Below are 15,904 nucleotides of genomic sequence, written 5' to 3'. Positions count from 1 at the left end.
ACAACGATAAGGATTTAACAAAATTGATTACATAAAATTCGTTTTTAATCATTATCTTAAAAAAAAAGCTAGGTTATGTCACAAAAGAACAATTTCTCAACAAGGCTCCATCCTGTAAAGTATGTTTTCTTATTGTTATTTTCAATAGGAACAGTAACCAACACTATGTTGGCACAAACAATTGATTATACGGAATATACCGGTGAAGTTTTAGATGCCGATAGTAAAAAACCTTTAATCTTCGCTACCCTAACGGTAGAAAATACCAATGTCACCACAATTACCAATTCTGAAGGACAATTTTCCTTGAAAGTGCCAAAGGAATATACCGAGAACAATGTAACAATTGCATTTTTAGGATACAAAACAAAGCAGATCGCTATATCGGAACTAGATGAAGAGAAGAACAAAATCTATATGACGGAATTTGCCATGGCCTTGTCCGAAGCGCGAATAGATGCCCCTAATGATGCTGAAAAATTAGTTTTTGAAACTTTGAACAGAAAAGGTGATAATTACTTAGATGAAAGTACTGTAATGACTGCCTTTTACAGAGAGACCATAAAAAAAAGAAGAACAAACGTAAGCCTATCCGAAGCGGTAGTAAATATTTACAAAACACCCTATTCTTCTAAAAAGACCGATGCACTTGAACTGTACAAAGCACGCAAAAGCACTGATTATACTAAGTTAGATACCGTTGCCCTAAAACTTCAAGGTGGTCCGTTCAATACCTTATTTGTAGATATGGTAAAATACCCTGACTACATCTTTACCCCGGAAACTTTGGCATACTACGACTTTTCATTTGACACATCTACCCGCGTAAACGACCAATTGATATATGTTATAGAATTCAAGCAAAAGCCAGAAATTATCGATCCATTATATAATGGTAAACTATACATAGATGCCGAGAATAAAATTTTGACCCGAGCCATTTACTCTTTAAATATTACCGATAAGAGGTTGGCATCACAAATGTTCGTTAGAAAAAAACCAAGAAATGCCGAAGTATGGCCAACAGAAGTATCTTATCGTGTAGATTACAGAGAAAAAAATGGTAAATGGTATTACGGCTACAGTAATGTGTTATTAGAGTTCAAAATTGATTGGAACAAACGCTTGTTCAATTCAGTTTACAGCATGAACTGCGAAATGGCAATTACGAATTGGGAAAGAAACACCAATGAAAGCTACCCTAAATATAAGGACAGAATGAAATCTTCTATAATATTAAGTGATGAAGCCATTGGTTTTGCAGACCCTGATTTTTGGGGCGAATACAATATTATAGAACCTGAAAAATCTATTGAATCCGCTATTAAAAAAATACGAAGACAATTACGGAAGAATAAATATCTACTAGCGGTGCAGCTGCACGCTAATAAAAATTACATAAATTAAAAAAATCCCTTTTACTTCTATCTAAAGAAGCAAAAGGGATTTTTGTACTAGAGAATTCTAATTTCTATAATGGCATTACTACAGTATCAATGGCGTGAACGACACCATTACTTGCTGCTACATCTGCAATAATTACAGTTGCCATATTCCCTTTTTCATCCTTTAACATTACCTTCTCATCGGCTAGCGATAATGTAATCATACCTCCTTGTACGGTTTTTACAGAAAACGCACCATCATTTTTGTTGATAGCATCTATAACATCTGCAGCCATATATTTACCAGCAACTACATGGTACGTTAAAATACCAGTTAGAGCATCTTTACTTTCCGGCTTCAGCAATGTATCTACGGTACCAGCTGGCAATGCTTCAAAAGCGCTATTCACAGGGGCAAACACTGTAAATGGACCTTCACTACTTAAAGTTTCTACCAAATTTGCAGCTTTAACTGCAGCTACCAAAGTAGTAAAGTTGTCATTTCCGGCAGCAACGTCAACAATAGTTTCTGATTGTGCCGAAACATTTGTAACAAATAATGCAACAGCACTTAACAATGTAATTTTTAAAATTTTCATAGTTCTTTTTTTTAGATTTCCGTAAATGTATAACGGAACTACTAGTAATAGTCTTAAATTTTGTTTAAAGTTTGAATAAAAATATTAAACAATTTATAAAAACCTGATTACAAGACTATTAACTAAATAAAATAAAACTCATTGGATACTATAAACATTAACCCGACCCAAGCACGACGGTCATTAAATCTTTATTCAGATAATATTTGGCAAAAAAAAAATCCATTAACCAAACTAAATTGGGTAATGGATTTAAATCTACTTTGAGTTAAGAACTGTTAATTTGCTACCTCACTAATAAATTTTAGACGGTATAAACGTAATTCTTCTTCCTCGTACTCACCATCAAATTCGGTCATGGCGTCTTCAAGGTTATCACTATCGGCCTCTAAAAAATAATCGTGTATTTCTTCTTGTTGATCTTCATCTAAAATCTCATCGATCCAATAATTAAGATTCAACTTTGTACCACTGTATACTATTTGTTCCATTTCTTTGATAAGATCAGGTATTTCCAATCCTTTTGCAGATGCAATATCAGACAACGGTAATTTCCTATCTACATTCTGTATTACATACAGCTTTAAAGCAGAGTTGGCACCCGTACTTTTAACCACAAGATCATCTGGTCTAATTATTTCATTCTCCTCAACGTAATTTTTAATAAATGCAACAAAGGGTTTACCGTATTTTTTTGCCTTACCCTCACCTACCCCATGAACATTTAACATCTCTTCATGCGAGATAGGGTATTTTAATGCCATATCTTCTAATGAAGGATCTTGAAAGACTACAAAAGGGGGTACACCTATTTTCTTGGCCTGTGCCTTTCGTAAATCCTTTAATTGCTTTAACAATTTCTCATCTGCAATTCCTCCAGATTTAGCGGCACCCACAATAGCATTATCATTTTCCGCATTATAGACATGATCTTTGGTCATCATGAACGATGAAGGCTTCTTTAAAAACTCCTTACCACTATCGGTTACATGAAGTACGCCGTATTGTTCTATTTCTTTTCTAAGAAGACCGGCAACCAAAGTTTGACGAATAAGTGCCATCCAATAACTCTTATCCTTATCGGAACCAATACCAAAAAACTCCTTTTCATTGGTTTTATGAGATGAAATTATTGCATTGGTCTTTCCTCTAAGGGTATTTACAATTTCTTTGGACTTAAACTTTTCACTAGTTCCGGTCACCACCTTTAGCAACTTTTCAACGTTGTCCTTGGCTTCTTCTTTCTCTTTAGGGTTTCGGGTATTGTCATCCATATCTGCCCCTTCACCATTAACCTCGTCAAATTCCTCACCAAAATAATGAAGCATAAACTTACGCCTGGACATAGAGGTTTCTGCATAGGCTACAACTTCTTGCAACAGCGCATTTCCTATCTCTTGTTCTGCCACTGGTTTACCGGACATGAACTTCTCAAGCTTCTCTATATCCTTATATGAGTAATATGCCAAACAATGACCTTCGCCACCATCACGGCCTGCCCTACCCGTTTCTTGGTAATAACTTTCTATACTTTTAGGAATATCATGATGTATAACAAAACGCACATCTGGCTTGTCTATACCCATACCAAAAGCAATAGTGGCCACAACCACGTCTACATCTTCCATCAAGAACATATCTTGATATTTTGATCTGGTCTTAGCATCAAAACCGGCGTGATACGGCACGGCACTTACTCCATTTACCTGTAAAACCTGAGCCAATTCTTCTACCTTTTTTCGGCTTAGACAATATATAATACCGGATTTGCCTGAATTTTGTTTTACAAAACGGATGATATCCGCCTCAATATTCTCGGTTTTGGTACGTACCTCATAAAACAAATTGGGCCTATTGAAAGATGCCTTGAACAAAGTGGCTCCACCAATTCCCAAATTCTTTATGATATCTTCCTGCACTTTAGGTGTAGCCGTAGCGGTAAGTCCTATAATAGGAATATTATCGCCCAAACGTTCAACAATAGATTTTAGGTTTCTATATTCAGGTCTAAAATCATGACCCCATTCAGAGATACAGTGCGCTTCGTCTACCGCAACAAAAGAAATAGTAACCGAACGTAAAAACTCTACATTCTCTTCTTTTGTCAATGACTCAGGAGCAACATATAAAAGTTTGGTTACACCATTGGTGATATCTTGCTTTACCTGTTTTATTTCCCCTTTATTCAATGATGAGTTAAGCACATGTGCTATTCCGTTCTCAGAAGATACACCACGTATGGCATCTACTTGATTCTTCATTAAGGCAATAAGTGGAGATACAATAATAGCGGTACCATCTTGCATTAACGCAGGTAATTGGTAGCACATAGATTTACCACCACCAGTTGGCATAATTACAAACGTATTATTCTGCTTTAAAACATTTTTAATTACCTCTTCTTGAAGTCCTTTAAACTGAGAAAACCCAAAATATTTTTTTAATGAGGAATGTAAATCGATATTGTCAAATTCTTTACTGTCTGTCACATTTTACATTTAAGGGGACACTACTTACTTTAAAATTTTATAAGCGAACAAAATTACAAATTACCAAGCTAGGCGTTTCTAAATTATTATGCGATAATCGGCATTTAAAATTAAGTTTGTTTAATTTTGTCATCTTAAAGATAATACATTCTTTTAGGAATACAATCCATAATTTGAATAATAGATTGATTGCAACGGACACCATTATTGGCTTAGCGAAAAAAACCATTGAAACTGAGCGTGATGCTATAGCACAACTTTCATCTCTTTTGACAGACGATTTTGCCAGTATCGTAAACTGCATTATCCAGGCAAAAGGCCGTGTTATAATCTCTGGTATTGGCAAGAGTGCCATCATTGCCACTAAAATTGTAGCTACCTTGAATTCTACAGGTACTCCCGCAATATTTATGCATGCGGGCGACGCCATTCATGGAGACTTAGGAACCGTACAGGACAATGATGTGGTCATCTGCATTTCTAACAGTGGAAATACGCCCGAAATCAAGATGTTGGTACCGCTCATAAAAAGAGGTACAAACAAATTAATTGCAATGACCGGTAATACCGATTCTTTTTTAGCAAAGCAGGCAGACTATATTTTAAATACCCATGTAGAAAAAGAGGCTTGCCCAAATGGTTTGGCTCCTACAACAAGTACTACCGCACAATTGGTTATGGGAGATGCCTTGGCCATTGTTCTACTGGAAATTAAAGGGTTTACCAGTTCTGACTTTGCAAAATATCACCCTGGCGGATCATTGGGAAAAAGACTTTATCTTAGAGTTTCTGATCTTGTGAGCAAAAACCAAGTGCCAAGCGTACAACAAGACGAAGAGGTCAAAAAGGTTATTGTTGAAATTTCTAAAAAAATGTTAGGGGTCACTGCCGTACTTAACGGAGAAAAAGTTGTTGGTATCGTTACCGATGGCGATATTAGGCGAATGCTAAACAAGCATGATAATATAAAAGGATTGACCGCCAAAGATATTATGACCACCAACCCAAAAACAATAGCTGCAAATACATTGGCCATAAAAGCTTTAGAACATATGCAGAAAAAGGGTATCTCACAACTGTTGGCCATGGATAACGACACATACGTTGGTGTTATTCATTTACATAATTTAATAAACGAAGGTATTTTATAATGAGTTCCAAAGCTACCACGCCACCAAACGAAATGTCGTTTCTTGACCATTTAGAAGAATTGAGATGGCATTTAATACGATCAGTTTTGGCAGTTGTCATTATTGGTAGTGTTGCCTTTTTAATGAAAGATTTCATTTTTGACACGGTTATTTTCGGACCTAAAAAAATGGATTTCCCCACCTACAAATTATTTTGTGATATCGCAACATATTTTGGATTTGACTCGGCTTTTTGTGCCGATAAACTACCATTTACCATACAAAGTAGATTAATGTCCGGGCAATTTTCCGCACATATTTGGACATCGATCTGGGCAGGTTTTATTATTGGCTTTCCTTATGTTCTTTATGAAATGTGGAAATTCATTAGTCCGGGACTTTACGAAAAAGAACGAAGAAATTCTAGAGGCTTTATTTTCATAGCATCTTTCTTATTTTTTCTAGGTGTATTGTTCGGGTACTATGTGGTATCACCGTTATCCATTAACTTTTTAGGCACCTACCAAGTAAGTTCAGAGGTTACCAATGAATTTGACCTTGCCTCTTACATATCTACCGTTAGAGCGTCTGTAATTGCCTGTGGTGTTTTATTTGAACTACCTATCATTATTTTCTTTTTGACCAAAATTGGCCTGGTAACCCCAGAAATAATGAGAAAATATAGAAAAATAGCATTGGTGGTCGTATTGATCTTATCTGCCGTAATAACTCCGCCAGATGTTGCCAGCCAAATTATAGTGGCCATACCGGTATTGATCTTATATCAAGTAAGTATCTATATTTCTGCTATGGTATTGAGAAAAGAAAGAAAAAAAGCTGAAAAAGAAAAAAAAGCAAATAGAAATGTCAAATCAAATTGAAGAATTTAACGCGTATCGTTCTAAAATGAACGATAAGTTATTGGCCGATAATAATAAAATAGTAAAACGTATATTCAATTTAGATACCAATGCTTTTGCCGCTGGTGCCTTAGATGTGAAAACCAAAGAGTTATTAGGTCTTGTGGCGTCTACGGTGTTACGATGCGATGATTGTGTAAAATATCATTTAGAAAGTTCATACAACGAAGGCGTATCTAAAGAAGAGGTCATGGAAACTTTAAGTATAGCTACTTTGGTAGGCGGTACTATTGTTATACCACACTTAAGAAGAGCTTATGAATACTGGGAAGAATTAGAAAACCAAGAAGGTTAAAAAATCCCTAATTACTTTTCTAGCAGACCAATAACCAATAGATTTGAAAACATGAAGTTACGTGCCGACAATATTATGAAATCCTACAGAGGCCGTAGGGTGGTTAAAGGAATTTCCCTTGAGGTAAACCAAGGAGAGATCGTAGGACTACTTGGACCAAACGGTGCGGGTAAAACCACATCCTTTTACATGATTGTTGGCCTTATAAAACCTAATGGCGGAAGTATCTATTTAGACGACATGGAAATCACCAAATTCCCCATGTATAAAAGAGCACAGAACGGTATTGGGTACTTGGCACAAGAAGCATCGGTGTTTAGAAAACTAAGTATAGAAAAGAACATTCTAAGTGTACTACAACTAACCAAATTAAGCAAGAAAGAGCAGCACATGAAAATGGAATCGCTCATAGAAGAATTTGGATTGGGACATATTCGTAAAAGTCGTGGCGATTTATTATCCGGTGGTGAGCGAAGAAGAACTGAGATTGCAAGAGCGTTGGCTACCGATCCAAAGTTTATTCTTCTTGATGAGCCTTTTGCAGGAGTAGATCCCGTGGCCGTAGAAGACATACAACGTATTGTAGCGCAACTAAAGAACAAAAATATCGGTATACTTATTACCGATCATAACGTACAGGAAACACTTGCTATTACAGAACGTTCTTACCTAATGTTCGAAGGAGGAATTTTAAAATCCGGTATTCCAGAAGATTTGGCTGCAGATGAAATGGTACGTAAAGTATATCTGGGGCAGAATTTTGAGCTACGTAAGAAGAAGCTTGATTTTTAAAAAACAAGTACTATTCCTTATACTTTTTAAGGTTATATAATCCCCAGCCAAAGAACAGCAGTTCTAATACTAATGCGGGAGTAAACAAAGGCGATACACCGTCAAACAGTGTACTTACTATTCTACCAAATGATATTCCTCCCATAAAAAGCACATTGCAGACCGTTGCCCCATACCAAAATTTAGGATTTAAAGCACCAAATAACCAATATAGGCCAACTCCCATATAAATTCCCATTACCGCACGCAACATGTTCTTCAATTCTAAATCTACCACCTGAAAACCCAAAAGTTCTGGCATAACAAAAGTAGGATAGGCGCCATACACCAAACCTGCAATAATGACGATTACCGCTGAAAGTAAAAGATTAAGATTTTTAGGAATTACCATAAAGCCGTTTACCATAAAGTTGCAAATATCTAAAAGCCGCCAATCCGCCCACAAAAGAAAATACAGCCAACATCCAAAATACATGTTGATGTCCTTTTAAACCCGGTGATGCATCTAATAAGTACCCCATTGCGGGTCCGGCAAAAATATCGGGGGTATAGCCTACCAATGAAATAATACCCACAGCGGTACCCGTTAAAACCAAAGGGATTCTACCACTTTGCATAATCGCGAAATACAATGAACGTATGGCATAAACACCAAGCGCTACTGTCATAATCGAAAATATGAACATAACATAAGAAACATTTTCAACTACTCCCAAAGCAAAAACCAAAGAACCAATGAAGGCTATTACAAAACCTATGAACAAAAACAGACTAGGTCTAGACCTGTCTGCAACAATACCGATCAACACCCCTACTACCGGTCTTGCAAACAACAAAACAGTGCCAACTTCTGCTGAGGCAACTTCATTAAGCAACATTACATCTTTAGCATATAGCGAAAAAACATCCGTAATCTTGTAGCCAACATAGGCACATAAAATAATAACCATTAACAATTGAACCGATGGCAACCACAGCACCTCTTTAATCTGCGAAACTGTAATACGATCAATGACAATTTCTTTTTCCTGATCTGCAGGTAATCTCATGAACAACCATACCAAAACACCCACTACGGCTACAATACCTGCAGAAGTTAAAATAACATATCTAAAAGCAAAACGGCTCTCTTCCAAACTAGCGACTTCCAAATCCGTCGTCATAAAATAAGAAAATACCACTACCCCAAGTGTACCGAACAAGGCCCCTACCAAGCCCCTACCACCATCTAAAAACCCGAATGCCCTGCCTTGAGAATTTATACCGCCCCAAACACGGGTAGCTTTTATCATGGGAGACCAAAAGAGAAATATGGTAGTAAAGCCCCAAAATCCGTAAAGAACCTGTAATGTAGCATAATTAGGAAAAGTAGCGAATACCAAACCGCCCATTGCAGTCATCCAAAGTGCTATGGCTATTAACTTTCTTGGTTGATATTTATCTGCTAACGGACCACCAAGCACATATGAGACCAACGCTACAAAACCGTATACCGAAAAGCACAGACCTAAAGAAACATTATCGAGTTTAAAAACCTTTAAAACAGTAGGTCTAAAAACACGTTGTAGCACAAACGGCAAAATAAAGACACTTTCCCCAGCCAATATCAATAATAAGAGATAGTACCAGGGTGCTTTTTCAGGTTGTTTCATTTTGCTTTTATAGGAATCCAAACTTCTTCTTCTGAGTTGGGATCGTTGTTTTTATATTTTGCTCCAAGCACTTCAAAATGTGGGCGACCATCTAATTGATATTCTGAGTTAGGAATCCATTCCCCATAAATATATTGAAAGAAAGTAGGTGCGTTTTGTGCACTGCCTGTATAATGAAATACAGCATATAAGCCAGTTTCCAATAGTAACATGTTCATGCCTTCGGGAATACTATCCACTTCATCAACCTCAACACAAGCCCACTTTACAAATTCGCTACCAGCGCTAAATTCTTCAAAATAATGGCTAGGATATTGTTGCAGTGATATAAAATCTTCAGACGCCCTATGATCCACTTCTTTACTACGTTGCCTAAACGTTTTCCAAAGTTGAGGGGTTTTATTATCTAACAAACTCATTTCAGCAGATAATCCTATCAACTTTTTTTCTTTCAGGGTAATGATTTTAGGTGTCATATTTCTAAGCTATTCTCCAAACTTAAGAAATTCATATAGAACAGTTATAAAACCAACTGACCTTAGGTCATTATTGTTACCGATAGTTTCAATAACACAAACATAAAGTTCAACTAACATAGATTGATCGGAATTAAAACAATTTTGAGGAAACTAATTTACCAGATGAAAAAGACGAAAAACACCAGAAGAAATTTTATTCAAAAAACCTTAATGGCTTCTGGGGGAATAATTTTAGCCCCAAACATTATAAGCTGTAGCGAAGATGACAATGTACAAGTTGAATATGACGAATCTCAATTAACGGTACAAAACTTTAGTTACGGGGTTGCCAGTTTTGACCCAAGTGATTCTGGTGTAATCATATGGACACGTTATACTACGGCAAATGTTGAAATTATCTGGGAAGTCTCTACACAAACCGATTTTAGTAGCATATTGAGAACTGGAAAAATAACAACTGAAACCTCTAGGGACAATACTCTGGCCATTGAATTGACCGAGCTAGAAGCTGATCAAAAATTATATTATAGATTTATAAGTACCTCTGATAAATCCATTTCCGTGGTTGGTGAAACCATTACCCTACCAACCGATGCCACGCAAGCCAAGTTAGCCGTTTGTTCATGTTCTAACTACCAAGCAGGTTTGTTCAATGCGTACGATGCAATGGCAAATTCCGATGCAGATATCATTGTTCATTTAGGAGACTACTTTTATGAGTATGGTGCCGGAGGATATGGCTCAACAGCAGAAAATGCATTTTTAAATCGTTCTCATGAACCAGAGGGAGAGATTATTTCATTGGATGACTACCGCACCCGCTACAAACAATATAGATCGGATACATCCTTACAATTGGCGCACCAAAAAAAGCCTTTTATCTGTGTTTGGGACGATCACGAAATTGCCAATGACACCTATAAAGAAGGTGCTGAAAACCATGATGAAGCTACCGAAGGTAGTTTTGAGGTAAGAAAGCAAAATGCCTTACAAGCGTACAGCGAGTTTTTACCATTCTCAAGAATTTCTGCAGATGATAATAGCCTTATCTACAGATCTGTAAATATTGGAAACCTAGTGAATCTGGTGTTGATGGATACTCGTTTAATTGGCAGGGACAAACAATTAAGCATCACAGATTATTTTACTGCAACCGGTTTTGACGCTGTTGCATTCCAAACAGCATTATCAGACCCCAACCGCTCTATTTTAGGTACGGAACAAAGAGATTGGGTCATATCAGAAATCGGCAACAGTTCTGCAAAATGGCAGGTACTGGGGCAACAAGTGCTTATGGGTAAAATGAACGTGCCAGCTGAGTTACTTACCGCCTTTGGCTCACCCAATTTTGCCACTATCCTTACAGAACTAGTGACCATAAAACTTAGGCATCTTAATAACGACCCAACATTGACACCGGAAGAAATAGCAAGGGTAACATCTGTTATTCCATATAACTTAGATGCTTGGGACGGCTACCCAGTGGACCGTGAAATCATATACGGAGCGTTGAACGGCAAAAAAATTGTTACACTTGCCGGTGATACCCACAACGCTTGGCAAAATACACTGATTGCTGCAGATGGTTCTGAAGTAGGTATTGAATTGGCAACATCTTCCGTTAGCTCACCTGGTTTTGAAACTTACCTGGGAGCAAACCTCACCCCAGAATTAATTGCAGGTTTTCAAGAAGCAATGACAACCTTAATAGACAACCTAAATTACTTTGATGCTTCTAGAAGAGGATTTATGATGACCACTTTCACTACTACCGAGGTAACTTCTGAATGGATTTTTGTAGACACTCTTTTATCAACGTCCTATAATACGGAGGTAGGCTATACGTATAGCTATTCGTAATTTAACTTTTATGAGTAAAAAAGCCACTTTGTTATTCATTGTGGCTTTTTTTTATAATACCAAAAGCCCGTGTTCCTGTAACCCCAGTATAGGCTTAGAATACCAGAACAATTCAAAATCCTCAAATTGTATTTCAAAATCTTTCTTTAATTGGGCAAAAGTAATTGGTGTATTAGCTGGACTTATTTTCTCTAAATTATCCAAAAGCCACTCACCCTGTTCTTTATCGACCGTAATTTCGTATACATCTGTGGTAGAATGGAAATATAACTGTAATTGCTCCCATGACCTACCTTTTTTCTTTTTCACCTGTTCTTGCACGAGTGGCATTTGCCCTATAAAAACAATCTTAGCGGTAGGTTTTGTTTTTAAGACCACTTCTTGTTGCAGACAATCATAAATATAATCAGGTGATATGGTAGACTGCGGAATATTAAAATCGAACCATTCTTGTAAGCTCATGTCAAAACCGATACCGTGCATAAAATTAAAAAGCGATTTCTTTAACCCGAAGCTGAATATACCGTGATCTATACCAGTTTTATCCTTAAAATCTATATCGTTGTTCGCAAAGCTGATATCTTTTAAATTTGGCATTACCCCATATTCTTCAGGATCTAAACCAACCGGACTGTGCGCCGTTAATGCAAATTGATGCCAAAAGCCAGATTGTATAATTCCCAACTCAAATAACTGCCTTACCATTTCTAAACTATCTATCGTTTCTTGAACGGTCTGCGTTGGGTAGCCGTACATTAAATACGAATGCACCATGATGTTCGCTTCGGTGAAATTTCTAGTAACCTGTGCTACTTGCGCTACCGTTACGCCTTTATCTATCAGTTTTAAAAGTCGGTCAGATGCAACTTCCAAACCACCAGAGATCGCAATACAGCCCGATGCTTTTAATAGATAACATAAATCTTGGGTAAAATTCTTTTCAAAACGAATGTTCGTCCACCAAGTAATGGTCAAATTTCGTTTTAACACCTCTAAGGCAAAAGCCTTCATTAACGAAGGTGGTGCCGCTTCATCAACAAAGTGAAAACCAGATTCACCAGTTTGGGCTATTAAAGTTTCTACGCGATCTACCAACATACTTGCGGCAACCGGCTCGTAGATTTTAATATAATCTAAAGAAATATCGCAAAAGGTACATTTACCCCAATAACAACCGTGAGCCATGGTAAGCTTGTTCCAACGACCATCGCTCCACAGACTATGCATTGGATTGGCAATTTCAATGACCGAAATATAATTCTCTAATTGCAGATCAGCATAATCTGGTGTTCCCACATCTTGCTGCTTATAATCTTGCCTTAAACTATCATTCTTATAAGCAACTTTACCACCCTCTAAGACAAAAGCACGCTTTAACTCCCCTTCTCCATGAACTATATATTGATGCACCAATTCTAACGGAAGTTCACCATCATCCAAGGTTATAAAATCAAAGAATTCAAACACCCGAACATCGGTAAGGCTGCGCAATTCTGTATTTGGAAATCCGCCACCCATGGCAATTTTCACATCAGGATAATTAGCCTTTATAAATTGTGCACAACGAAAGGCGCTATATAAATTCCCTGGAAAGGGTACCGAAAAACAAACCAATTTGGGTGTGTGTTCCTCTAATTGCTTTTTTAATATATTGAGCGTTAATTCATCAATAAAGGTTGGCTTTTTATTCAAGTGATCATATAGCTCATCAAAAGAATTGGCGCTGCGCCCAAGCCTTTCTGCATATCTACTAAAGCCAAAATTTGGATCTATACATTCTACTATAAAATCTGAAAGATCCTCCAGATACAGAGTTGCCAAATGCTTGGCTTTATCTTGCATACCCATATTCCCAAATGCCCATTCCAAATCATCCAATTGTTGAAATCTAGAGGCTTTTGGCAAAAAACTATCCGTACATAACTGCCTTGCCAAAGTATCATTTTTACCTTGTAGAAAAAGAATAACCGCATCTAAGGTTTTAAAATATTCATGACGAAGTGCATATATCCTTTGGGTATTCTCAGTTACAATAGCATCTGCCTCATAAGCCATTGCAAACAGCTGCCGAAATGTATTTTCATTGAAGAGTGATAAAATAACCTCAATCCCTAAATCTGACTGGTAAGAAGAAATATCCTTTGTGTTCAAAAAACCCTTTATGTATGCCGTTGCCGGATACGGAGTGTTTAATTGAGTAAAGGGCGGTGTTATTAAAAGAAGGTCTTTCACTAGCGATTTTTAGAACAAGGTAGCAAAGATAATGGTTACGCTACGCATTATTTAATATCTCACGCACCGCTTGTTGATATGCCCTAGGATTGTTAGCTTTTTTTATTTTTTTAAAAGCTTTATGCGGATTAGAAGTAGACAGTGCAAAATACTCCCAAAAGCCCCTCATTTTCATTTTTATAGGTGTTGGTCCTGATAAAGCCTCATCATATTGCTGATAAATCGTATCGTGAAATTCTGAAAAAATCTTCCAACGGTCTTTTGGGTATTCGGTGGTATTATTCTTGATCATACTAGGTAGAAATGGGTCGGCGATCAGCCCTCTGCCCATCATAAAATGGTCTATGCTAGGAAAGCGCTCTTTCATTTCGTTAAACTTGGCTACAGTGGTAATATCTCCATTATAGTAGAGTTTGTGTTTGGTACCGTTTATACATTTCTGAAAAGCATCTAAATCTACACCGCCTTTATACAGCTGCTTTCCAATACGCGCATGAATGGCAATATTTTTTAACGGATACTTATCTAGAATTGGAAAAACATCTAAAATTTCTTCTGCGTGCTCATAGCCCATTCTCATTTTCATGGAAACCACTACATCTGTTTCTTCATGCGCACGTTTTAAAATATGGTCAATTTTCTCAGGATTACAAATGAGTCCGCTTCCCATACCTTGCTTTGTTACCATTGGGTAAGGGCAACCTAAGTTCCAGTTGAGTTCCCTGTAACCTAAACTTTGAATATACTTAATCACAAATAAAAACTCATCGGCATCGCCCGTCATTACCTGCGGTATTACCTCTAGCGTAGTGTTATTATCTGGCTGTAAATCTTTCTGATACGAATTTTTAATCACCATTTTACCGTTCAGTCTAATGTATGGTGCATAAAAAGTATCTATACCTCCAAAATATTTATGAAACGCATTTCGGAATCTAAAATCGGTAAAGCCTTGTAAAGGTGAAGATAGTAAGGTGACTGACATTTAAAATTGGCTACTTGTTGTGCAGTTTCTTGAGTTTTGCCACAACAGATTCAGCTGCAAAAATAGCGCCTTCCATGTAACCTGAGTGATGTTTTGAAGTTTCTGCACCAGAAATAAACAATTTATTACCATTTAGAGGTGTAGAAAATACAGCGTGACCTCCATTTTGATGTGGAAACAAATGGTCTGCCTGCATGTCCGATTTTGTAAATTGTTCATTATACCAAGCCGTTTCATGATACGCCTCATAGTGTAAAGCATCATCACCAAAAACCATTTTTAATTGCGCTTCAATTTTTTCTATACGTTGTTCTTTGGTAAAACGGGCACAACTACCCGATGCAAAACCAACAAGGGCAAATGACTTGGTATCTACATTAGACTGATCATAAAACTCAGTCAAAGGACCAACATTACTAAATATAGTGCCCGATTTTCCCTGCGCTCTCCAAAATGGCTTTTTATAGGTCAACGCAACTTTAATGGAATCTTGCATCCATGTATGCGTATGTTCTGCAACGGCTAGCAACTCATTTGGCAATGACGGAGAAAAATCAATTTGATCAATTAAAACGGCAGGGGGCAATGTTGAAATAACTACATCGGTTACCAACGAATGAGATTTCGTTACCACTTTGGCCTTATCTTCCTCAAAAATAACCTTATCTACTTTTTCGTTCAACAAAACCGTTTCAGGCGCAAGTTTAGAGAAAATTGCATTTATTAAATCTACCGTACCATTTTTAAAACGATAACTTGGGCTATCGCTAGGGACAGCAATTTCTTGAGGTGGCACATTTGAAAATGTTTGAAAATAAGATATACCGGTCATGAATTGTTCAAAATAGGGAACCTTGAACTCTTCTATAATATCCAATAAATGATAATGGCTGTCATTAAACCAGGTGGCCCCCATTTCAACTTTGGTTTTATTGGATTCCACGGTATGTATTCTTCCTCCAATACGGCTTCTAGCTTCTAATACCTTTACATTAAAACCAAGCTCTTGTAGACGGTACGCAGTTAACAAACCAGATAATCCTGCGCCGATAATTACTATCGTTTTATTCATGCTGATAAAAAATG

14 protein-coding genes are annotated in these 15,904 nt (G+C 37.1%); 6 read left to right on the top strand and 8 right to left on the bottom strand.

Annotated features, from left to right (window positions below):
• The first annotated feature begins 75 nt into the window (after positions 1-75).
• The gene (locus tag PXC01_RS09395) at positions 76-1,407 is read left to right on the top strand and encodes a carboxypeptidase-like regulatory domain-containing protein (RefSeq protein ID WP_276472023.1); all 1,332 of its coding nucleotides are present in this window, start codon (positions 76-78) and stop codon (positions 1,405-1,407) included.
• A 64-nt stretch (positions 1,408-1,471) separates the two neighbouring features.
• Here PXC01_RS09395 and PXC01_RS09390 read toward each other — a convergent pair whose 3' ends face one another.
• Together PXC01_RS09390 and recQ are read right to left on the bottom strand one after the other, a co-directional pair.
• On the bottom strand, positions 1,472-1,984 hold the full coding sequence (locus tag PXC01_RS09390) for a fasciclin domain-containing protein (RefSeq protein ID WP_276472022.1): 513 nt from the start codon (positions 1,982-1,984) through the stop codon (positions 1,472-1,474).
• A 278-nt stretch (positions 1,985-2,262) separates the two neighbouring features.
• The gene (recQ, locus tag PXC01_RS09385; RefSeq protein ID WP_276472021.1) at positions 2,263-4,473 is read right to left on the bottom strand and encodes a DNA helicase RecQ; all 2,211 of its coding nucleotides are present in this window, start codon (positions 4,471-4,473) and stop codon (positions 2,263-2,265) included.
• A gap of 173 nt (positions 4,474-4,646) precedes the next feature.
• Between recQ and PXC01_RS09380 the strand changes: the two genes are divergently transcribed.
• From PXC01_RS09380 to lptB, 4 genes are read left to right on the top strand one after another with little or no spacing between them, the layout of a single operon-like run.
• Positions 4,647-5,624 carry a KpsF/GutQ family sugar-phosphate isomerase gene (locus tag PXC01_RS09380; protein ID WP_276472020.1) on the top strand — a complete coding sequence of 326 codons (978 nt, stop codon included), beginning with the start codon at positions 4,647-4,649 and terminating at the stop codon, positions 5,622-5,624.
• Positions 5,624-6,484: a twin-arginine translocase subunit TatC gene (tatC, locus tag PXC01_RS09375; protein ID WP_276472019.1), complete on the top strand. Its 861-nt coding sequence runs from the start codon at positions 5,624-5,626 to the stop codon at positions 6,482-6,484. The genes PXC01_RS09380 and tatC overlap by 1 nt, the downstream gene beginning before the upstream one ends.
• Complete coding sequence (locus PXC01_RS09370; protein ID WP_058103463.1) at positions 6,468-6,818, top strand: carboxymuconolactone decarboxylase family protein; 351 nt, start codon at positions 6,468-6,470, stop codon at positions 6,816-6,818. Before tatC ends, PXC01_RS09370 begins: the two co-directional genes overlap by 17 nt.
• 51 nt (positions 6,819-6,869) lie before the next feature.
• Positions 6,870-7,610, top strand: a complete 741-nt coding sequence (lptB, locus tag PXC01_RS09365) for an LPS export ABC transporter ATP-binding protein (protein WP_068486398.1) — start codon at positions 6,870-6,872, stop codon at positions 7,608-7,610.
• Between the two features lie 10 nt (positions 7,611-7,620).
• On the opposite strand, the gene PXC01_RS09360 is transcribed toward lptB, so the two are convergent.
• Genes PXC01_RS09360 through PXC01_RS09350 form a run of 3 tightly spaced genes read right to left on the bottom strand, consistent with a single transcriptional unit; the run spans position 7,621 to position 9,738 of the window.
• Positions 7,621-8,016: a DUF4345 domain-containing protein gene (locus PXC01_RS09360; protein ID WP_276472018.1), complete on the bottom strand. Its 396-nt coding sequence runs from the start codon at positions 8,014-8,016 to the stop codon at positions 7,621-7,623.
• Positions 7,988-9,262 (bottom strand): MFS transporter, encoded by a 1,275-nt coding sequence (locus PXC01_RS09355; protein WP_276472017.1) that lies wholly within the window; start codon positions 9,260-9,262, stop codon positions 7,988-7,990. The genes PXC01_RS09360 and PXC01_RS09355 overlap by 29 nt, the downstream gene beginning before the upstream one ends.
• Complete coding sequence (locus PXC01_RS09350; RefSeq protein ID WP_276472016.1) at positions 9,259-9,738, bottom strand: GyrI-like domain-containing protein; 480 nt, start codon at positions 9,736-9,738, stop codon at positions 9,259-9,261. Before PXC01_RS09350 ends, PXC01_RS09355 begins: the two co-directional genes overlap by 4 nt.
• Positions 9,739-9,903: 165 nt before the next feature.
• Here PXC01_RS09350 and PXC01_RS09345 point away from each other — a divergent pair, with 165 nt between their 5' ends.
• Positions 9,904-11,601, top strand: coding sequence for an alkaline phosphatase D family protein (locus PXC01_RS09345; protein ID WP_276472015.1), 1,698 nt, complete (start codon positions 9,904-9,906; stop codon positions 11,599-11,601).
• 51 nt (positions 11,602-11,652) lie between these two features.
• Here PXC01_RS09345 and PXC01_RS09340 read toward each other — a convergent pair whose 3' ends face one another.
• From PXC01_RS09340 to PXC01_RS09330, 3 genes are read right to left on the bottom strand one after another with little or no spacing between them, the layout of a single operon-like run.
• Positions 11,653-13,833: a B12-binding domain-containing radical SAM protein gene (locus PXC01_RS09340; RefSeq protein ID WP_276472014.1), complete on the bottom strand. Its 2,181-nt coding sequence runs from the start codon at positions 13,831-13,833 to the stop codon at positions 11,653-11,655.
• Between the two features lie 40 nt (positions 13,834-13,873).
• Positions 13,874-14,818 carry a tRNA dihydrouridine synthase gene (locus PXC01_RS09335; RefSeq protein ID WP_276472013.1) on the bottom strand — a complete coding sequence of 315 codons (945 nt, stop codon included), beginning with the start codon at positions 14,816-14,818 and terminating at the stop codon, positions 13,874-13,876.
• Positions 14,819-14,828: 10 nt separating this feature from the next.
• On the bottom strand, positions 14,829-15,890 hold the full coding sequence (locus PXC01_RS09330) for a flavin monoamine oxidase family protein (protein WP_276472012.1): 1,062 nt from the start codon (positions 15,888-15,890) through the stop codon (positions 14,829-14,831).
• Between the last annotated feature and the right edge of the window lie 14 nt (positions 15,891-15,904).

The sequence above is a fragment of the Maribacter huludaoensis genome (assembly GCF_029350945.1).
Classification (GTDB): domain Bacteria; phylum Bacteroidota; class Bacteroidia; order Flavobacteriales; family Flavobacteriaceae; genus Maribacter; species Maribacter huludaoensis.
This window is presented reverse-complemented; position numbering and strand designations above follow the sequence as displayed.